The organism is Actinoplanes regularis (genome assembly GCF_900188005.1).
Classification (GTDB): domain Bacteria; phylum Actinomycetota; class Actinomycetes; order Mycobacteriales; family Micromonosporaceae; genus Actinoplanes; species Actinoplanes regularis.
Genome location: NZ_FZNR01000006.1, coordinates 369,071 through 387,000, shown reverse-complemented (window position 1 = coordinate 387,000; position 17,930 = coordinate 369,071). Strand labels below are relative to the sequence as shown.

Genomic DNA, 17,930 nt, shown 5'->3' with positions numbered 1-17,930 from the left:
ATCAATTCACGTATCCCCAGCGTAGAGCACGTTTATAAATCTTTGCTGGTACGGGCACCCGGGCTCACGCCCATTCCGACTCGTCGACCGGCGGAGTCCCGTGGGTGTGGAACGTCTGAATCGTCTTGAGCCCCCAGGCCTGACCCTTGGCGCGCTCCGCCTCGGTCCAGGTGATCACCTCGTGGTCCGGCGCGAGCAGCAGCCGGGCGCCGGCGTTGCAGAGCTCGATCCGGTTGCCGCCCGGCTCGTAGACGTACAGGAAGAAGGTCTGCTGGATGGCGTGCTTGTGCGGACCCGTCTCGATGTGGATGCCGGCCTCGAGGAACACGTCCGCCGCCCGCAGAATGTCCTCGCGGGTGTCGGTGGCGAACGCGATGTGGTGCAGCCGCCCCGTCGAGCCGGTCCAGTCCCGGGTGTAGACCACGTCGTACGACTTGTCGCTGAACGTGTACCAGACCGCGGCCTTGGTCCCGTCGTCCAGCACGATCTGCTCGCTGGGCCGCCCGCTGAGCGCCTCGTCGACGAACTGCTCGTTCTCCGGCACGTCCCGGGCGAGGAAGTTGATGTGGTCGAGACGGCGCACGTTCGAGCCGCGCCCGGGGAACCTCGCCGCCTGGTTCTTCAGCGACGGGCGGGTCTCGTCGGAGGCGACGTACCGCCGGGTCTCCCAGTAGATCCCGAACCGGTGACCGTCCGGATCGGTGAAGTGGAAGACCGGGCCGTACGCGGGCTCGTCCTCGCTCCACCCCTCGCCGAGGCCGGCCTTCTCGATCTGCTCCACCCGCCGCTGCAGCGCCTCCGGACTGCGCGCCCGCAGCCAGCTGCGACCGATCCCGGAGGACCGCGACGCGGTCACCTTCACCGAGAACATCTCGTAGTCGTCCCAGGTGTGCAGGTAGACGCTGTCGCCGCGGCGGTCCACGACCTCCATCGCCATCTGGTCGGTGAAGAACCGCACGGTGTCGTCCAGCACCGGGGTGAAGAGCTCGACCGCGGAGACGTGCGCGACGTCGCGAAGGCGTTCAGTCATGAGAGTTCCTCCGAGCGGCGATGGACCTGTCCATCGAGGAGCAGGCGGGCGGTGCTCACGATCGCCGACCGGCCGACCGTGATCTCGTCACCGGCCGGGTCGACGTCGATGACCACGTCGTAGAAGCCGGACGGGTGTTCCAGCCGGATGGTCTCCGGCGCTTCCGCGAGGAACGCGACACTGCCGGGAACGGCGGCGGCGGTGCCGACGCTGACCGCGGCGAGCACCCCGATCGAGGCGTGCACCCGGTGCGGGATGAACATCCTGGTGCTCAGCGAGCCCCCGTGCGCCGGCGGCGCGACCAGGCACATCTTCGGCACCGTGGTGGCGCCGACGTCGCCGAGACCCATCAGCTTGCCGGCGATCAGCCGCAGCTCCTCGACCCTGCGCCGCAGCTCGCCGTTCGCCTCCAGCCGGGCCGGCGTCTCGTAGCCGGTGACGCCCAGGTCACCGGCGTTGAGCAGGACCACCGGCATGCCGTTGTCGATGAGGGTGGCCGGGACGCCGTCCAGGTCGTCGCGGACCCGGCCGGTGGGCAGCAGCCCGGGCGCGACCGAGCCGGCCGTGTCGCGGAACTCGACCTCGATGCGGGCGGCCGTGCCGGGCACCCCGCTGAGCGCGGTGTCGCCGGCGTACTCGACCCGGCCGTCCGGAGTGGAGACGGTGACGACGGCGAGCGCGCCGGTGTTGACCATGCGTACCCGGACCGGGGTTCTCGGATCCCGCGGGTCGACGAGGCCGCGCTCGATCGCGAACGGGCCCACCCCGGCCAGGATGTTGCCGCAGGGCTGCTCCGCGCTGACGATCGGCTTGTCGACCTGGACCTGCAGGAACAGGTAGTCGACGTCGGCCTCCGGGTCGGTGGAGCGGCTGATCACGGCGACCTTGCTGGTCAGCGGATGCCCGCCACCGATGCCGTCGATCTGCCGCGGGTCCGGCGAGCCCATCACGGCCAGCAGCAGCCGGTCCCGCGCGGCCGGGTCGGCCGGCAGGTCCTCGGCGCGGAAGTACGCCCCCTTCGACGTGCCGCCACGCATCAGCAGTACGGGAATCGGCCGGCTCATGGCGCCACCTCCGCTTCGCTCCGGCGTCGCCATGAGCTGGAGACTGAGCTTGCCGATTTGCTCGCAAGCTCGTTCATGGCGCCACCTCCGCTTCGCTCCGGCGTCGCCATGAGCTGGAGACTGAGCTAGCCGATTTGCTCGCAAGCTCGTTCATGGCGCCACCTCCGCTTCGCTCCGGCGTCGCCATGAGCTGGAGACTGAGCTAGCCGATTCGCTCGCAAGCTCGCTCATGGCGCCACCTCCGCTTCGCTCCGGCGTCGCCATGAGCTGGAGACTGAGCTAGCCGATTCGCTCGCAAGCTCGCTCATTGGTACTCCACCCCCAGCCGCTCCAGCAGCGGCCGCAGACCGTACATGTCCACGCCCAGCTCGCCGGCGGCCAGCCGCTCCCGCTTCGACGCCTCGCTCGCGGTCCGTTTCCGTGCCGCGGCGAGGACGGCCGCCGCCCGGTCGCGTGGGACCACCACGATGCCGTCGTCGTCGGCGACGATCGCGTCGCCCGGGTTGACGACCTGTCCACAGACCGCCACCGGGACGTTGACCGAGCCGGGGCTGGCCTTGACCGTGCCCTGCGGGCTGATCGCCCGTGCCCACACCGGGAAGCCCATCTCGCGCAGCTCGGCCGCGTCGCGCACCCCGGCGTCCAGGATGACGCCGATCGCGCCGTGCGCCCGCAGCGAGGTGGCCAGCAGGTCGCCGAGCATGCCGTCGGTGGACGGGGAGGTGGTCGTGATGACGACGACGTCACCGGGCCGGACCGTCTCCACCGCGGCGTGGATCATCAGGTTGTCGCCGGGGTGGCAGGAGACCGTCACGGCGGCGCCGGCGATCCGGGCGCCGGACTGGATCGGGCGCAGCTCGGGGGTGAACGCCCCGCGCCGCCCGTCGGCCTCGTGCACCGTCGAGGCGCCCTCCTCGGCCAGCTCCTTCAGGATCTCGGCGGGAACCCGCTCGAAATCCCGGACCACCACGTGCCGGCTCACGACAACTCCCGGGTGACCTGCGGGTAGATCCGCATGTACGCCTCACCGTACGTCTCGTTGGGCAGGCCCAGGTTCGGCCCGGAGTTCCGGGCGGCCTGCAGACCCCGGCGTTTGCCGAGATCGGTGTAGTACGCGTGCAGGTGCTTCTGCGCGGCGAGGACCGCCATCGCCTCCCGCTTTCGCTCCCACACCTCGGTGACGTCCAGCAGCACGTTCGGCACGAAGCCGCACTGCTCGGGCTGGTGCGGCTCGAAGCAGAAGACCGGTGGCGCGCCGATCACCTCGCCCGGCCCCTCGACCCCCGGCGCCTGCGCGAGGATCCGGGCCTTGAGCGCGATCTGGTGCGCGAACGCGTGGTCGCCGTTGTACGGGTCGGCCGGCGCGTGCGTCAGCACCACGGCCGGCTGCACCTCCCGGTACAGGTCGATCAGGCCCTGCAGCAGCGCCGGGGTCTCGACCAGCGGGTAGTCGTCGGCGTCGAAGAATCGGATCTCCGCGCCGAGCACCTTGGCGGCCTCCTCGGCCTCCTGCCGGCGGACCGCCTTGACCTGGTCCAGGTTGTACCCCTTGCGCCACAACGACGCCGACTCGCCGCGCTCGCCGAAGCTCATGCAGCCGATCACCACGCGCCGGCCGCGGGAGCCGGCCAGGGCGATCGCGCCCGCCGCACGCCAGACGAAGTCGCCGGGGTGTGCGGTGAGTACCAGGGTGGAATCGGTCATTACGGCTCCCCATAGTCTGCCAATACGATTGTCAACAACCGGCTGAAGCCTGGTCGCCACACGGTCCAGACTAGGGCGATCACCTGGTCGAAGCAATTGTTGACAATCCTGTCGCCAATCTGCGAGAGTCGCTGTTCAGCGGGGAGGCGCCAGCGATGAGGGACGATTCCAGGAGGCCCCCTGAAATCGACGGAGCACCCGGAGGTACCGCCTTGATCATCGCCGTACTCGGGCTGGGAGAGGCCGGCAGCCTGATCGCCGCCGACCTCGCCGCAGCCGGCGCCACCGTGCGCGGCTTCGACCCCCGCGTCGCGCCACCGGCCGGCGTGATCGCGGCCGCCGGCGACGCCGACGCCTGCCGTGGCGCGGAGGTGGTGCTCAGCGTCAACAGCGCGGCCGACGCCCTCGACGCGCTGCGTGCCGCGCTGCCCGCCTGCGCGCCCGGCACCGTCTGGGCGGATCTCAACACGGCCACGCCCGGCCTGAAGGAGCGGCTGCGCACGGAGGCGGCCGGCGCCGTCGAGGTCGTCGACGTCGCCCTGATGTCGCCCGTGCCGGGCAAGGGCCTGCGCACCCCCATGACGATGTCCGGTCCCGCGGCCGAACGGCTCGCCACCGTCCTCGGCGGCTACGGCGCCGACGTCCTCGTGCTGGACGGCCCGGTCGGCACCGCGGCGACCCGCAAACTGCTGCGCAGCGTCTTCTACAAGGGCATGGCGGCGGCCGTGGTGGAGGCGCTGGCCGCGGCGCGGGCGGCCGGCCTGGAGGAGTGGCTGCGCGGCAACATCGCCGCCGAGCTGATCAAGGCGGACGCGGCCACCCTGGACCGGCTCGTCGACGGCTCGAAGAAGCACGCGGTGCGCCGCCGCGAGGAGATGGCCGCGGCCGCCGAGCTGCTCACCGACCTCGGCGTCACCCCGCGGATCGCCACGGCCAGCCGCGACCTGCTCGCCGACCTCATCGACTGAACCCGGTCCGCGTTTGGCGGACCCTGGCCTCAGCGTAAATCGCCAGAACCGGGCCGTACGGCAACCGTGGTGGGAGGCTCGGCGGCCTGTAGCGGTTGGCGCGGTTCTGGCTAGGGGCGCGAGCGCAACTCAGCGGCGCTGATCGCGAGGCCTGAGCGCTCGAGACGGTCCAATACGTCTTCGATGCTGCCCGGAGGGTTTCGCCATGAGTCGACGATCTGCTGGACCGACGCATAGACCGCGCTTCGGTCCAGGCTGATCTGGTCTCGCACGAACTCGTCCGGGGTTTTCGGATCAATGTCCCACCTGCGGAGCTCCGCAACGGGAAAGTCGCGGACGTTCGAGGTGACGATCACTTGTGCCCGCGCTTTGATTGCCGCTGCCAGGACATGTCGGTCGTCCGGATCGGGCAGCTTCAACGAATCCACGAGGTCCTCGTGACCGCTGACCTTCCAGTCCCGGACCGCTGTCGCCATGAGGGCGCGGGTCCGTGCGAGCTTGTTGGGATCAAGATCAGGGCGTTGTCGTCGCAGAGCCGCAAACATCTCGTCCAGGATGGCTTCTGACCACTTGGCCTGTACCAGGCCTGACTGCGCGATCCGGATGAGGAGATCACGCAGGACGCTCGGGAACAACACACTGGCGTCGTAGACCACGACGAATGCCATCGTGTCAGCTCGGACCCATGTCCTGGGCAAGCTGAGCGAGTTCGTCAGCAGCCGCGCGGCGCCGCAGGTCGTCGCGGTACTTGTAGGTCAGGATCGAGCCCGCCAGGACGCGGCGGTGCGTGCCGACCTTCCGAAACTCGATCTCGCCGGATTCCAGGAGCCCGATCAGGTACGGCCGGGACACGTTGAGCAGGTCCGCGGCTTGTTGTGTGGTCAACTCGGCGTGTTCTGGGACCACCGAGACGCTGTGCCCGTTCGCCATGTGCGCCAGGACTCGGGCAAGGAGTTCGACCGCGCCGCGAGGCACGACGAGAGCCTCCTCCGACCCTTCCACCATTACCCGGACCGCCTGGGGGCCGCGGGTATGCGTGCGGAGATATTCCTGCACCCGCGGCAGCGCCTCCGCGGCCACAGCGATCGACTCCTCATCCGGACTGACTGGACTCATCGCCCTCGCCACCGCACCACCCCCTGAGAGTAATCGAATTATCCGAAACAAGCGCAGCGAACGCAACGCCGGATCGGAGATCGAACCAGCTTGCCGACCTGGTTACCCCAGCGGTGGACGGCATGGGCGAGCCTGAGCCGAAGGGGGGCGCCGCAGGCTGATGCCGCCGTGAGTGGGTGGCGAAGGAAGAGGATTCAGTCGGTCAGCTTCAGGTCGAGGATGACGCCGTGGTCGGCGCAGGCCGACTGGAGGCCACTGACGTGCTCGGTCAGCGGCTGGAGGTAGGCCAGCGCCGCCACCTCGTTGTCCGCGCCGAGCTGGGACACCTGCCACAGGACGTCCATCAGCTTGGTGCCGTGCTCGCGCAGGTCGGGATAGCGGGAGTCGGCGAAGACCTTCCGCATCGCGATGTACTCGTCCCGGGTCAGCTCGTCGTCGGAGGTGCCGCTGGACCCCTTCTCCTCGCTCGCCAGCGCCCGGCAGGCGGCCACCCCGGAGTCCTCGCCCTCGCGCAGCAGCCGGTCGTAGACCAGCCAGCCACCACCGGCGAGCAGGATCAGCGACAGCGCCGCCACGAGGGCGAGCCAGGGCCACAGCGGGCGGCGCGGCGGCGGGACCGGTTGCTGATAGCCCGAGACCAGACCCGCCTGCCCGTACGGATCGAGGTAGGGCTGGGTCGCCGGGTAGCTGACGTACGGGTCCTGCGGTGGTGGGGGAGGAACGGGCTGCTGCGGGGGGTACGACACGCGTTTATAGGAACCGACCCACAGCATCTCCACAGTGGGCCGAACGGTCAGTTACCCCGAAATCACCCGATCCGGGGTATCAGGCGCGTTCGGCCAGGGCCTCGGCGGCGAGCTCCAGCAGACCGTCCACATCGTCACCGGGCGGGATCGGCTCCGGGTCGAGGCACCGGTCCAGCAGCAACTCGACCAGGGCGGCCCGGTCGACGATCGGCCCCGCCCCGATCGCGCCGGGCAGGATGCGGATCTCCACGGTGTCCCGGATCGGCGTGTCGGTGAGCAGCTGGGTCAGGTTCACGTCGAAGTACTTGGTCAGCTCGCCCTCGGTCGCGGCGGTGCACAGTTCGTCGTACGACGGAACGCCCTGAACAGCGGCGACCAGCGGCCCCGGCAGTGGTGCGAGCCGGCGGCACGCCGGGTTGGTGTGCAGCACCGCCCGCAGCGACTCCCGCCAGTACGCGAACAACCGCACCAGGTTGGCCAGCGCGTGCGGCGCCCGGAACGGCGCGCCGTCCACGTGCAGGTGCACCGCCGCCTCGGACGGGACGGTGAAGCCCAGCTCCCGCGCGGGTCCGAGGAGCTCCTCCAGGAGTTCGGCGTGATCATGGGTCAGCGGCGGGGTGATGATCTCGCACGGGCGCTCCCGCTCCCCACCGAGCGGCGCGGCCAGCGCGATCGTCGTCTCCGCGGCGTCGTTGAGCCGGTACACGTCCCCGTACCGCTGCACCTCGCTGCCCCAGAGCGCGGCGGCTGCGGCCAGTGCGGTGTCGATGGTGCCGCCGGGGTCGCTGTGCCGGGCCAGCAGCCGCAGCAGCCGGGCATCGTCGGTGAGCACCCGGAACCAGCCGGGCGCCGGCTTGGCCCGCGGATCCAGACCGGCCAGCAGGGTGATGTCGTCGACCAGGGTGCAGAGCAGCCCGCCGTCCGGACGGTGCACCTCGAACCCCTGGGTGAGGTGCAGGAACCGGCCCAGGCCGGGCACCAGCGACGGCTCGCTGTCGGAGTGCCAGACCGGCCGGACCCTGCCCCCGCAGCGTCCGGCCAGTTCCGTGGCGAGGGTGCGCCGGCTGACCCCGGGCGGGGCCATCAGCTCGATCTCGAAGCCGGTGCGCCGGCGCAGCCTCTGGGTCACGGCTTGATCGGCAGCGTTCCGCCGGCGAGCAGCTTCTTGCCGGCCGCGACCTTGGCGTCGTACGGCGTCTTGAGCTTCCAGAGCTTGGCGAGCTTGACCGCGTCGTCGTAGTCGTAGCCGGCGTCAAAGAACGCGTTCACCTGCTGCGCTTCCTTGTTCTCCTGCGCCGTCGCCGGGTTCGGCTTGAACGGGAGGTGCTCACCGGCGAGCAGCTTCTTGCCGGCCAGGACCTTGGCGTCGTACGGCGTCTTGAGCTTCCAGAGCTTGGCGAGCTTGACCGCGTCGTCGTAGCCGTAGCCGGCGGTGAAGAACTGGGTCACCGAGTCCGGAACCGGCTCGGCCACGACCGGCTTGACCGGCAGGGTCTGACCGGCCAGCAGCTTGCGACCGGCCTCGGCCTTGACGGCGCCGATGTCGGCGGTCGGCATGTTCCAGAGCTTGGCAAGCTCCAGCGCCTCGTCGTAGCCGTAGCCGGCCTTCCAGTACGCGTCCCACTCGGTGGTCGGCTCCGGGCTCGGGACGGGGGAGGCCGGCGCCGCGGCCACGATGGGGGACGTGGCCGCGGTGCCGGTCTGCGGGCCGCCGGGGAGGACGGCCGGCAGGTTCACCACGGCGGCGATGAGGCCGGCGCCGAGCACCGTGCCACCGGCCGCCGTCACGCCGCGACGGCGCAGCTTGTGCTTGCGGGACAGTTGAACGACGCGGGCGTACACCTCGGCCGCGTCGGGGGTCTGGTTCTCTCGGCTCTCGAAGGCTTCACGGAGCCGGTCACCGTGACTGGTCACGATTTCTCCTGGGCAAATTGGATTTCCCGCTCCGACTCCAGCCGGAGCGTTCGCAGTGCCTTCGACGCCTGGCTGCGCACCGTTGCCGGGGAGCAGTTGAGCAGATCTGCGATGGTCTCGTCGTCCAATTGCTCGTAGTAGCGGAGTACGAGCACGGCACGTTGCTTGCGTCCGAGCGTGGCCAGGCGGTTCCAGAGCTCGTCGGACTCGGCGATCCGGTCGGCGTGGTCGTGCACCCCGCCGCGGGCGTCGTCGATCTCGACCAGGCGCTCTCCGGCGAGATGCAGGTTACGAACGGCCCAGGAGCGCCGCCAGGACAGGTACTCGTTGAGCACCATGCGCCGGACGTACGCCTCGGGAGAGTCCGCGTCGCTGATCCGCCGCCACTTGACGTGGGCTCGGGCCAGCACCTCCTGCACTACATCCTGTGCCAGATGACGGTCGCCGGTGAGGACGACCGCATAGCGCAGCAGGCTGGGCAGGCGGGCCATCGCGAATTGCTCGAAGGTCACACCCTCCTCGACGCCGCTCGGCTCGGTTCTGTGCACCGCCCGTCCCAACTTTCTCGTGATCCCAACTAGGTAGGCCATCTGCTAACCAGATAGCCTGACTACATGATGCCCAAGCCGTGGCTGCACGGCTTCCTCGACCTCTGCCTGCTCGCCATGCTCCGGGAACGAGCCGACTACGGGTACGGCCTGGCCCAGCGCCTGGCCACCGCCGGCGTCGCCGACGTCCCCGGCGGCACTCTCTATCCTGCGCTGCTGCGGCTCGAAGAGCAGGGGCTTGCGGTGCCGAGATGGGCGCCGTCCGAGTCCGGCCCCCGCCGGAAGTACTACGAGATCACCCCGGCCGGCCTCGCGGCCCTGGCCGCTCAGGCGCGGCAGTGGGCCACCTTCCGTGACGGTGTCGACACGCTGCTCACCGCGCAGGTCTCCGCTCCGGTCACGGTTTCCGGTTCGGCGCCGGCTTCGCCGAAGGAGACCCGTTGAGTACGTACGAGAGCTGGCCCACCCGCTTCGAAGCGGAGCTGGTGCGCCTCGGCGTGCCGGAACCGCGTGCCCGCCGCCTCACCGAGGACACCGCCGCCCAGGCCGCCGAGCAGGCCGCCGACCCGGCCGGACTGTTCGGCCCCGCCCACCTCTACGCCCGCCACCTGGTCACCGAGCTGTCCGCCCCGGTCGATCCGGAGCCGCCGCGGTTCGCGACGGCCGGCCCGGTCCTGCTGCATCTGAGCGCGGTCGGGAAGCGATATCGCCGCCGGACCGTCCTGCGCGACGTCGATCTGACGGTACGCGGTGGTCAGGTCGCCGCCATCGTCGGCGCCAACGGGTGCGGCAAGTCCACCCTGCTGCGGATCTGCGCCGGCCTGACCCGGCCCGACTCGGGCACGGTGCGCCGCACCCGGCGGGTCGGTTACGTCCCGCAGGACGGCGGCACCGCCGGCTGGCTCACCGCCGACGAGCATTTCACCCTGTTCGGCGCGGCGGCCGGCGTGGTTTCGCGCCGGGCCCGCTCCACCGGCGCCCACCTGGCCGCCAGGCTGGCCTGGCGCCCGGATCCCGGGCAGCGCGTCCAGCAGCTCTCCGGCGGCACCCGGCAGAAGCTGAACCTTGTGCTCGGCGAGCTGCACGGCCCCGACCTGCTTCTGCTCGACGAGCCCTACCAGGGCTTCGACCAGGGCAGCTACCTGGACTTCTGGCGGCAGGTGCACGCCTGGCGAGATGCCGGCCGGGCCGTCGTGGTGGTCACCCACCTGCTGCACGACCTCAACAATGTCGACCACGTGCTGGATCTGGGGGAGCGATGACCGCGTTGGTGGTGGCCGGGCTGTCGGCCCGGGAGGTGGGCCGGCGGCGAGCCGCGGTGCTGCTGGTGATCGCCTTGCCGCTCTGGTTCTATCTGGTCCGGCGGGACCTGACCGGTCAGTCGATCCGGATGCTGGCGCTGGGCATCGCCTGGTCGATCTCCACCCTCACGCTCTTCGTGGTGAACGCGTCCCGCGGCGTCGACCCCCGGTTACGGCTCACCGGCGCGTCGGTGGTCGGCCTGGTCGGCGGCCGGCTGATGGCGATGAGCGGCGCCGGGTCGCTGCTCGCGCTCGGCTACTGGGCCCTGATCAGCCTGGACCAGACCGTGCCCCACCCGCTCGCCACCGGCCTGATCATGCTGCTCGCCGCCCTGGCCGCGGCCCCGTTCGGCAGCCTGGTCGGCGCCCTGCTGCCGCGCGAGCTGGAGGGCGCCCTGGCCCTGCTCAGCGTCTGCGCCGTGCAGATGCTGGCCGACCCGGACGGCCTGGTCGCCAAACTGATGCCGTTCTGGTCGGTCCGGCAGATCGGCACCTACGCCGTCGACGACGCCGACCTCAGCTTCCTCTGGCAGGGCCTCACCCACTTCGCCCTCACCTGGCTGATCTGCGCGGCCGGCACCCTGGCCATCTTCGCCTACCGCCTCCGCATCGTCCGTTACCCCGAGCCCTGACGGGCCCGGCCGGCTCCCCGAGCCCTGACGGGCCCGGCCGGCTCCCCGAGCGCCTGGTGATGTGCCAGGTGATCCGGGTCGCCGGCCGCCGGGGTGGGATCAGCGGGCGGTGGAGGCGCCGTTCGCCGGCTCGTGGCCGGATGACGAACCGGGCCTCCGGGTGTCAGCGGCGCCGCTTCAGGTGGCGGCGCAGGACCGAGCGGGCCACCAGCAGGGCGACGATCGCCACCACCTGCCCGCCCAGCACGATCTTGTTGACGTCGACCGCCGGCTTCCAGCGGACGTCGCCGTTCTTGATGATGAAGACACCGGCCGGCTTGACGGTCAGCCCGTACCCGGCGCCGGAGCCCTCGCCCTGCTGCGGGGCGCCGACCGCCTCCTCGCCCGCCGGGGCGACACCGCTGCCGGCGCCCCCGCCGCCACCCGCGGCCACGTTGGCGACCGGTAGCAGAATGATTCCGTCCCGTTCCACCGGCTCGCCGAAGACCCGGCCCACCATGGCGTTGTCGGTGGCTGCGCGAGCCTTGTCGAGCAGCGTGGCACTGTCCATCGTGCTGGCCATAATTCCTCCTTCGTCCCCGGTCAGCCTGACAAACTCGGGATCGGCGCGGGGTCGCTCAGCTGACACTCCGGTGCGCCGCGGTGCTGCCCCGCACCACCAGGTGGGTCGGGACCAGGTCGGTGCCGGGGGCGGCCACGCCGGACCCGATCTGTTCGAGGAGGGCGTGGACGCAGCGGCGGCCCACCTCGGCGAAGTCCTGGTGCACGGTCGTCAGCGGCGGCAGGTAGGAGGACGCGTCCGCGATGTCGTCGAAGCCGACCACGCTGACCTCCTCCGGCACCCGGCGCCCGCGTTCGTGCAGCGCCCGAAGCACACCGAGCGCCATCTGGTCGTTGGCCACGAAGACGGCGGTGCACTCGTCGGGCAGTGACAACCCGGCGCGGTACCCGCTCTCCGCGGACCAGTCGCCGCGGCCGATCGGCGGGACGGGGCGGCCGGTCTCCTCGAGGACGGCGCGCCAGGCCTGGGCGCGGCGCTCCGCCGAGTACGACTCGGCCGGCCCGGCGATGTGCCAGACCGTGGGGTGGCCGAGTTCGAGGAGGTGCCGGACCGCCTGACGGGTGCCGTCGGCCTGGTCGGTGTCGACGACCTGGTACCGCTCGCCGGCGTCCGAGTCGACCACCACCGCGTGCACGCCCGGTGGCAGGGCGACGGTGGCGGCGTCCAGCAGGTGCACCTCGATGATCACGATGACCCCGTCGACGGCGAGCTCGCCCATCCTGGTGAAGGCGCCGAGCACGTTGTCCTGGGTGGGCACGCCGACCGGGATCAGGGTGATCGCGTATCCGGCGGCGGCGGCCTGGGTCGCGATCGCCTCGACGGTGCGGCTGTTGCCGGTCGAGGAGAGTCCGAAGAGGATCACCCCGAGCGTGTTGAACCGCCCGTACCGCAGGGACCGGGCCGCGCTGTTGGGCCGGTAGCCCAGTTCACGCATGGCGGCGAGGACCTGTTCGCGGGTGGACTCGACGACGCCGGACTGGCCGTTCGCGACGCGGGAGACGGTCTGTGAGGAGACTCCGGCCAGCTTGGCCACGTCGGCCATGGAGACCCGTTGTTTGCGGCGCCCGCCGGGTACGTCGGATCCACCGCGGAGACGCTGCGTTTCGATGTCGTTACTCCTTGACCGCCCTGGTGACGCGTGCCACTATACGCCCACATGTTTACGCAAACATTTCCGACCGCGCTCGAACATGTTTACGTAAACATCGACAACGACAAACGAACGCAAGGAGGCATGGTGACACGGCGGTCCTGGATCGGCTGGCAGTTCGTTGCCCCGTTCCTGGCGGTGTTCGCGCTGGTCTTCCTCGCGCCGATCGCCTACTCGGCCTACCTGAGCCTGTACCGGACGAAGCTCATCGGCGGCACCAGCTTCGTCGGCGCGCAGAACTACACCAAGGCGCTGCACGACCCGCAGTTCTGGTCGGCGGTCGGCCGGGTGTCGCTCTTCCTGATCGTCCAGGTGCCGATCATGCTGCTGCTCGCGCTGCTGATCGCCCTCGCGATCGACAGCGGCCGGCTCTACGGCGCGGCCTTCTTCCGGATCTCGATCTTCCTGCCGTACGCGGTGCCCGCCGTCGTCGCCACGCTGATGTGGGGCTTCATGTACGGCAGCCAGTTCGGCCTGATCCGCAACCTCAACGAGTGGTTCGGCGTCACGCTGCCCGACCCGCTCGCCCCGAACCTGGTCCTGGCCGCCATCGGCAACATCACGACCTGGGAGTTCGTCGGCTACAACATGATCATCCTGTACGCGGCGCTGCGCGTCGTCGACCCGTCGCTCTACGAGGCGGCGGCGATCGACGGCGCCGGCCAGTTCCGGATCATCCGGGCGATCAAGCTGCCGGCCCTGCGCGGCCCGCTCCTGATCACCACGATGTTCTCGATCATCGGCAGTTTCCAGCTCTTCACCGAGCCGGTCGTGCTCCGCACGATCGCCCCGAACGCGATCCTCACCTACTTCACCCCGAACTACTACGCCTGGCAGCTCTCCGTCGGCGGCCAGCAGTTCAACTACTCGGCCACGGTCGCGGTCGTGATGGGGCTGCTCACCATGCTCGTCGCCTACCTCGTGCAGGCCCGGGCCGTACGAAAGGCGGTTTGATGGTCGCCGCACCCACGATCCGCCCGGCGGCACGCCGGCGACCGCGACCGGCGGCGGTCCGGATCCGCGGGCGGAAGAGCTGGACGCTCACCGTCCTCACGACGGTGATGCTGATCTACACGATGCTGCCGCTGGCCTGGCTGGTGATCAGCGCGACCAAGACCCAGGACGGCCTGCTCAGCTCGTTCGGGCTCTGGTTCGACGGCGACTTCGCGCTCCTCGACAACATCGGGAGGGTCTTCACCTACCAGGACGGCATCTACCTGCGCTGGCTCGGCAACACGGTGTTCTACGTGGTGATCGGGGCCGGCGGCGCCACCCTGCTCTCCGCGCTCGCCGGGTACGGCCTGGCCAAGTTCGAGTTCCGCGGCCGCCGAGCGGTCTTCGCCGTGATCCTCGGCGCCGTCGCCGTGCCGCCGACCGCCCTCGCGGTGCCCACGTTCCTGCTCTTCGCGAAGGCCGGCATCACCGACACGGTGTGGGCGGTGATCATCCCGTCGCTGATGATCCCGTTCAGCCTCTATCTGATGTGGGTGTTCGCCCGCGACGCGGTGCCGGACGAGATCCTCGAGTCGGCCCGGGTGGACGGCGCCGGCGAGTTCCGGATCTTCTTCAACCTGGCCGTGCCGCTGCTCTCCCCGGGCCTGGTCACCGCGCTGCTCTTCAACATCGTGGTGACCTGGAACAACCTCTTCCTCCCGCTGATCATGCTGAAGGACCGCCAGCTCTACCCGATCACGCTGGGCATCTACACCTGGAACCAGCAGGCGCAGACGGTCGGCGGCGACGTCGTCTTCAACCTGGTGATCACCGGTTCCCTGCTAGCCATCGTCCCGCTCATCGCCGCCTTCCTGCTGCTCCAGCGCTACTGGCAGTCGGGTCTGGCCGTGGGCAGCGTCAAACAGTGAATCCCCCATGAGAAAAGGAATGCGCATGAGAATGACCCGCCGGCGCGCGCTCCTCGGCGCCGCCATGTCCTTGACCCTGCTGGCCGCCGGATGCGGTTCGTCCGACGACGGCACGGACAGCACCCCCGCGAAGACCACCGTCTCCGACGCCGACGTCGAGGCGGCGCTGCAGGCCGGTGGCAACCTGACGGTGTGGGCCTGGGAGCCCACGCTGACGAAGGTGGTCGCCGACTTCCAGATCAAGTACCCCAAGGTCAAGGTCAACCTGATCAAGAACGGTAGCGGCAACGACCAGTACACCGCGCTGCAGAACGCGATCAAGGCGGGCACCGGCGTACCGGACGTGGCCCAGATCGAGTACTACGCGCTGTCACAGTTCGCGCTCTCCAAAGCGGTCACCGACCTGAACACGTTCGGCGCCAAGTCGCTGGACGGCACGTTCACCCCGGGCCCGTGGAGCTCGGTGCACGCGGGCGACAAGATCTACGGCCTCCCGATGGACTCCGGCCCGATGGCCCTGTTCTACAACAAGGAGGTCTTCGACAAGTACGGCATCGCGATCCCGAAGACCTGGGAGGACTACGCAGCCGCGGCCGCCAAGCTGCACCAGGCGAACCCGAAGGCCTGGATCACCAGCGACAGCGGTGACGCAGGCTTCACCACCAGCATGATCTGGCAGGCGGGTGGGCGGCCGTACAAGGTCGACGGCACCACCGTCTCGATCAACTTCGCCGATCCCGGCACCCAGAAGTGGACCGGCCTCTGGCAGGGCCTGATCGACAAGAAGCTGCTCGCACCGATCCCCGGCTGGAGCGACGCCTGGTACAAGGGCCTCGGCGACGGCACCATCGCCAGCCTGGTGATCGGCGCCTGGATGCCGCCGAACCTGGAGTCCGGTGTGAAGGCCGCGTCCGGTAAGTGGCGGGTCGCGCCGATGCCGCAGTGGGCCGCCGGCGAGAAGGTGACCTCGGAGAACGGCGGCAGCTCGCTGGCCGTCACCGAGGCGAGCCAGAACAAGACCCTCGCCTACGGCTTCATGAAGTACGCCACGGTCGCCGAGGGTGCGCAGAGCCGCACCGACGAGGGCGCGTTCCCGGCGACCACCGCGCAGATCAACGCGGACGCCTTCAAGAACAAGGAGTTCCCGTACCTCGGTGGTCAGAAGGCCAACGAGGTGCTCGCCGAGGCCGCCGCGAACGTCGCGCCCGGCTGGTCGTACCTGCCGTTCCAGGTTTTCGCGAACAGCGTCTACAACGACTCCGTCGGGAAGGCCTACACCGGCGGCGGCACCCTGCAGGATGGTCTGAAGGGCTGGCAGGACGCCTCCACCAAGTACGGCCAGGAACAGGGCTTCACGATTCAATGACAACGGAGAACACGACGCCCCGGCGCTGGCTGCGCCGCGCCGGGGCGCCCCGGCTGGAATTCGGCGCCGACTACAACCCCGAGCAGTGGCCGCGCGAGGTCTGGGCCGCCGACGTCCGGGCGATGCGCGCGGCCGGCGTCACCATCGTCTCCCTGGCGATCTTCTCCTGGGCCCGGATCCAGCCACGGCCCGAGGTGTACGACTTCGCCTGGCTCGACGAGGTGATCGACCTGCTGCACGCCGGCGGCATCGCGGTCGACCTCGCCACCGCCACCGCCTCCCCGCCGCCGTGGCTGACCACCCGGCATCCGGAGATCCTCCCGGTCGACCTGCACGGCAACACCGTCTGGCCGGGCGGCCGCCAGCACTGGCGGCCCACCTCGCCGGTCTTCCGGGCGCACGCGTTGCGCCTGGTCCGCGCGCTGGCCTCGCGTTACGGCAAGCACCCGGCCCTCGCGGCGTGGCACGTCAACAACGAGCTGGGCTGCCACAACGTCTACGACTACTCGGACGACGCGGCGAACGCGTTCCGCGCCTGGCTGCGGGACCGGTACAGCACCCTGGACCGGTTGAACGAGGCGTGGGGCACCGACTTCTGGTCCCAGCGCTACTCCGACTGGGATCAGATCCTTCCGCCCCGGCAGGCGGCCACCCACCCCAACCCGACCCGGAACCTCGACTTCAAACGGTTCTCCTCGGACGCGCTCAAGGACCACCTGCGCGCCGAGCGGGACCTGCTGCGCGAGCTCACCCCGGACGTGCCGGTCACCACGAACTTCATGGTGATGGGCCAGATGAACCCGATGAACTACGCGGACTGGGCCGCCGAGGTGGACTTCGTCGCCAACGACCACTACGTGCTGCCCGGCCCGCAGGCCCGTGACGAGCTCTCCTTCTCGGCGAACCTGACCGGCAACATCGCCGGCGGGCAGCCGTGGTTCCTGATGGAGCACTCCACCAGCGCGGTGAACTGGCAGCCGGTGAACGTCGCGAAGAAGCCCGGTGAGCTGCATCGGGACTCCCTCACGCACGTGGCGCACGGCGCGGACGCGGTCTGCTTCTTCCAGTGGCGACAGTCGCGGGCCGGTGCCGAGAAGTACCACTCGGCGATGGTCCCGCACGCCGGGGAGGACAGCGCGCTGTTCCGCTCGGTGGTCGCGCTGGGGGAGCGGCTGGCGAGCCTGTCGGAGGTCGCGGGCAGCGGCCGGGTGCCGGCCGACGTGGCGATCCTCTTCGACTGGGAGTCGTGGTGGGTGGCCGAGAACGACTCGCACCCGACCGACCGGCTGCGCTACCGGCAGGAGGCGCTCGACTGGTACACCGCCCTGCTCAACCTCGGCATCCGCGCCGACGTCGTGCCGGTCGGCTCGTCGTGGGAGCGGTACAGGCTGGTGATCGCGCCGATCCTGCACGTGGTGCCGGCGGCGCTCGCCGCGCGACTCACCGCCCATGCCCAGGAGAATCACCTGGTCACCACGTATTTCTCCGGGATCGTGGACGAGCATGACCAGATCTGGCTGGGCGGTTATCCGGGTGCGCTGCGGGACCTGCTCGGCATCCGGATCGAGGAGTTCGGGCCGCTGCTCGACGGGGAGAGCGCCGACCTGGACAACGGGACGACGGGCACGCTCTGGACCGACCGGGTCGACGTCACCGATCCGGCGGTCGAGATCCTCGCCCGCTACAAGACCGGTGAGCAGGCGGAACGGGCGGCGATCACCCGGCGCGCGGTGGGTGCCGGGTCTGCGGCGTACGTCTCCACCCGGCTCGGCCCGGACGGGCTGACCGCGGTGCTGCCCCGGCTGCTGGAGGCCGCGGGGGTGACCAGTGAGTTGCCGTCCGCGCTGCGTGGCCGGGTGGAGTTGGCCCGCCGTGGGGACCACCGGTTCCTGATCAACCGCACGTCCGAGCCGGTGGACCTCGGCCCGGACGGGATCCTGGAGCCCCGGGCCGTGAAGATCCTCTGA

20 protein-coding genes are annotated in these 17,930 nt (G+C 70.2%); 8 read left to right on the top strand and 12 right to left on the bottom strand.

The annotated features are described in order from the left end of the window. Positions 1 to 64 precede the first annotated feature (64 nt). The 4 genes from CHC09_RS19350 to CHC09_RS19335 all read right to left on the bottom strand — a co-directional run bounded on the left by CHC09_RS19350 (position 65) and on the right by CHC09_RS19335 (position 3,798). The gene (locus tag CHC09_RS19350; protein ID WP_089294529.1) at positions 65 to 1,030 is read right to left on the bottom strand and encodes a VOC family protein; all 966 of its coding nucleotides are present in this window, start codon (positions 1,028 to 1,030) and stop codon (positions 65 to 67) included. After that, on the bottom strand, positions 1,027 to 2,094 hold the full coding sequence (locus CHC09_RS19345) for a 4-oxalomesaconate tautomerase (protein WP_089294528.1): 1,068 nt from the start codon (positions 2,092 to 2,094) through the stop codon (positions 1,027 to 1,029). The genes CHC09_RS19350 and CHC09_RS19345 overlap by 4 nt, the downstream gene beginning before the upstream one ends. A 304-nt stretch (positions 2,095 to 2,398) precedes the next feature. Beyond that, positions 2,399 to 3,076 (bottom strand): 4-carboxy-4-hydroxy-2-oxoadipate aldolase/oxaloacetate decarboxylase, encoded by a 678-nt coding sequence (locus CHC09_RS19340; protein WP_089294527.1) that lies wholly within the window; start codon positions 3,074 to 3,076, stop codon positions 2,399 to 2,401. Then, positions 3,073 to 3,798, bottom strand: a complete 726-nt coding sequence (locus CHC09_RS19335; protein WP_089294526.1) for a PIG-L deacetylase family protein — start codon at positions 3,796 to 3,798, stop codon at positions 3,073 to 3,075. The genes CHC09_RS19340 and CHC09_RS19335 overlap by 4 nt, the downstream gene beginning before the upstream one ends. Before the next feature lie 212 nt (positions 3,799 to 4,010). On the opposite strand from CHC09_RS19335, the gene CHC09_RS19330 reads away from it, so the two are divergent. Further along, entirely contained in the window at positions 4,011 to 4,766 is a 756-nt protein-coding gene (locus tag CHC09_RS19330; RefSeq protein WP_239138710.1) for a DUF1932 domain-containing protein, read from the top strand. A 110-nt stretch (positions 4,767 to 4,876) separates the two neighbouring features. On the opposite strand, the gene CHC09_RS19325 is transcribed toward CHC09_RS19330, so the two are convergent. The 6 genes from CHC09_RS19325 to CHC09_RS19300 form a co-directional block, all read right to left on the bottom strand. Continuing rightward, on the bottom strand, positions 4,877 to 5,434 hold the full coding sequence (locus CHC09_RS19325; protein WP_089294524.1) for a PIN domain-containing protein: 558 nt from the start codon (positions 5,432 to 5,434) through the stop codon (positions 4,877 to 4,879). 4 nt (positions 5,435 to 5,438) lie between these two features. Further along, on the bottom strand, positions 5,439 to 5,882 hold the full coding sequence (locus CHC09_RS19320; RefSeq protein WP_089294595.1) for an excisionase family DNA-binding protein: 444 nt from the start codon (positions 5,880 to 5,882) through the stop codon (positions 5,439 to 5,441). A 194-nt stretch (positions 5,883 to 6,076) separates the two neighbouring features. Beyond that, a complete protein-coding gene (locus tag CHC09_RS19315; RefSeq protein ID WP_143232425.1) occupies positions 6,077 to 6,628 on the bottom strand; it encodes a hypothetical protein in 552 nt (183 codons plus the stop codon). 79 nt (positions 6,629 to 6,707) lie between these two features. Further along, on the bottom strand, positions 6,708 to 7,757 hold the full coding sequence (locus CHC09_RS19310; RefSeq protein WP_089294522.1) for an amidoligase family protein: 1,050 nt from the start codon (positions 7,755 to 7,757) through the stop codon (positions 6,708 to 6,710). Beyond that, a complete protein-coding gene (locus CHC09_RS19305; RefSeq protein ID WP_089294521.1) occupies positions 7,754 to 8,542 on the bottom strand; it encodes a hypothetical protein in 789 nt (262 codons plus the stop codon). The genes CHC09_RS19310 and CHC09_RS19305 overlap by 4 nt, the downstream gene beginning before the upstream one ends. Then, the gene (locus tag CHC09_RS19300; protein ID WP_089294594.1) at positions 8,539 to 9,033 is read right to left on the bottom strand and encodes a SigE family RNA polymerase sigma factor; all 495 of its coding nucleotides are present in this window, start codon (positions 9,031 to 9,033) and stop codon (positions 8,539 to 8,541) included. The genes CHC09_RS19305 and CHC09_RS19300 overlap by 4 nt, the downstream gene beginning before the upstream one ends. A gap of 123 nt (positions 9,034 to 9,156) precedes the next feature. Between CHC09_RS19300 and CHC09_RS19295 the strand changes: the two genes are divergently transcribed. Genes CHC09_RS19295 through CHC09_RS19285 form a run of 3 tightly spaced genes read left to right on the top strand, consistent with a single transcriptional unit; the run spans position 9,157 to position 11,023 of the window. Further along, entirely contained in the window at positions 9,157 to 9,534 is a 378-nt protein-coding gene (locus CHC09_RS19295) for a PadR family transcriptional regulator (protein WP_089294520.1), read from the top strand. Then, on the top strand, positions 9,531 to 10,352 hold the full coding sequence (locus CHC09_RS19290) for an ATP-binding cassette domain-containing protein (protein ID WP_239138711.1): 822 nt from the start codon (positions 9,531 to 9,533) through the stop codon (positions 10,350 to 10,352). Before CHC09_RS19295 ends, CHC09_RS19290 begins: the two co-directional genes overlap by 4 nt. After that, entirely contained in the window at positions 10,349 to 11,023 is a 675-nt protein-coding gene (locus CHC09_RS19285) for a hypothetical protein (protein WP_089294519.1), read from the top strand. Before CHC09_RS19290 ends, CHC09_RS19285 begins: the two co-directional genes overlap by 4 nt. Before the next feature lie 163 nt (positions 11,024 to 11,186). Here the strand turns inward: CHC09_RS19285 and CHC09_RS19280 are convergent, their stop codons facing one another. Both CHC09_RS19280 and CHC09_RS19275 read right to left on the bottom strand, forming a co-directional pair. Further along, positions 11,187 to 11,585 (bottom strand): spore germination protein GerW family protein, encoded by a 399-nt coding sequence (locus CHC09_RS19280; protein ID WP_239138712.1) that lies wholly within the window; start codon positions 11,583 to 11,585, stop codon positions 11,187 to 11,189. A gap of 55 nt (positions 11,586 to 11,640) precedes the next feature. Beyond that, entirely contained in the window at positions 11,641 to 12,627 is a 987-nt protein-coding gene (locus CHC09_RS19275) for a LacI family DNA-binding transcriptional regulator (RefSeq protein WP_089294518.1), read from the bottom strand. A gap of 192 nt (positions 12,628 to 12,819) precedes the next feature. Here CHC09_RS19275 and CHC09_RS19270 point away from each other — a divergent pair, with 192 nt between their 5' ends. From CHC09_RS19270 to CHC09_RS19255, 4 genes are read left to right on the top strand one after another with little or no spacing between them, the layout of a single operon-like run. Continuing rightward, positions 12,820 to 13,689, top strand: coding sequence for a carbohydrate ABC transporter permease (locus tag CHC09_RS19270; RefSeq protein WP_089294517.1), 870 nt, complete (start codon positions 12,820 to 12,822; stop codon positions 13,687 to 13,689). After that, on the top strand, positions 13,689 to 14,597 hold the full coding sequence (locus tag CHC09_RS19265) for a carbohydrate ABC transporter permease (protein ID WP_089294516.1): 909 nt from the start codon (positions 13,689 to 13,691) through the stop codon (positions 14,595 to 14,597). Before CHC09_RS19270 ends, CHC09_RS19265 begins: the two co-directional genes overlap by 1 nt. 25 nt (positions 14,598 to 14,622) lie before the next feature. Then, a complete protein-coding gene (locus CHC09_RS19260; protein WP_089294515.1) occupies positions 14,623 to 15,963 on the top strand; it encodes an ABC transporter substrate-binding protein in 1,341 nt (446 codons plus the stop codon). Next, the gene (locus CHC09_RS19255; RefSeq protein ID WP_089294514.1) at positions 15,960 to 17,930 is read left to right on the top strand and encodes a beta-galactosidase; all 1,971 of its coding nucleotides are present in this window, start codon (positions 15,960 to 15,962) and stop codon (positions 17,928 to 17,930) included. Before CHC09_RS19260 ends, CHC09_RS19255 begins: the two co-directional genes overlap by 4 nt.

Bases quoted from the DNA above. Each gene is read 5' to 3' on its own strand.
- CHC09_RS19320 (WP_089294595.1), bottom strand. From the start codon at position 5,882: ATGAGTCCAGTCAGTCCGGATGAGGAGTCGATCGCTGTGGCCGCGGAG.
- CHC09_RS19255 (WP_089294514.1), top strand. From the start codon at position 15,960: ATGACAACGGAGAACACGACGCCCCGGCGCTGGCTGCGCCGCGCCGGG.
- CHC09_RS19285 (WP_089294519.1), top strand. From the start codon at position 10,349: ATGACCGCGTTGGTGGTGGCCGGGCTGTCGGCCCGGGAGGTGGGCCGG.
- CHC09_RS19325 (WP_089294524.1), bottom strand. From the start codon at position 5,434: ATGGCATTCGTCGTGGTCTACGACGCCAGTGTGTTGTTCCCGAGCGTC.
- CHC09_RS19280 (WP_239138712.1), bottom strand. From the start codon at position 11,585: ATGGCCAGCACGATGGACAGTGCCACGCTGCTCGACAAGGCTCGCGCA.
- CHC09_RS19345 (WP_089294528.1), bottom strand. From the start codon at position 2,094: ATGAGCCGGCCGATTCCCGTACTGCTGATGCGTGGCGGCACGTCGAAG.
- CHC09_RS19270 (WP_089294517.1), top strand. From the start codon at position 12,820: ATGGTGACACGGCGGTCCTGGATCGGCTGGCAGTTCGTTGCCCCGTTC.
- CHC09_RS19275 (WP_089294518.1), bottom strand. From the start codon at position 12,627: ATGGCCGACGTGGCCAAGCTGGCCGGAGTCTCCTCACAGACCGTCTCC.
- CHC09_RS19295 (WP_089294520.1), top strand. From the start codon at position 9,157: ATGATGCCCAAGCCGTGGCTGCACGGCTTCCTCGACCTCTGCCTGCTC.
- CHC09_RS19265 (WP_089294516.1), top strand. From the start codon at position 13,689: ATGGTCGCCGCACCCACGATCCGCCCGGCGGCACGCCGGCGACCGCGA.
- CHC09_RS19335 (WP_089294526.1), bottom strand. From the start codon at position 3,798: ATGACCGATTCCACCCTGGTACTCACCGCACACCCCGGCGACTTCGTC.
- CHC09_RS19350 (WP_089294529.1), bottom strand. From the start codon at position 1,030: ATGACTGAACGCCTTCGCGACGTCGCGCACGTCTCCGCGGTCGAGCTC.
- CHC09_RS19260 (WP_089294515.1), top strand. From the start codon at position 14,623: ATGAGAATGACCCGCCGGCGCGCGCTCCTCGGCGCCGCCATGTCCTTG.
- CHC09_RS19300 (WP_089294594.1), bottom strand. From the start codon at position 9,033: ATGGCCCGCCTGCCCAGCCTGCTGCGCTATGCGGTCGTCCTCACCGGC.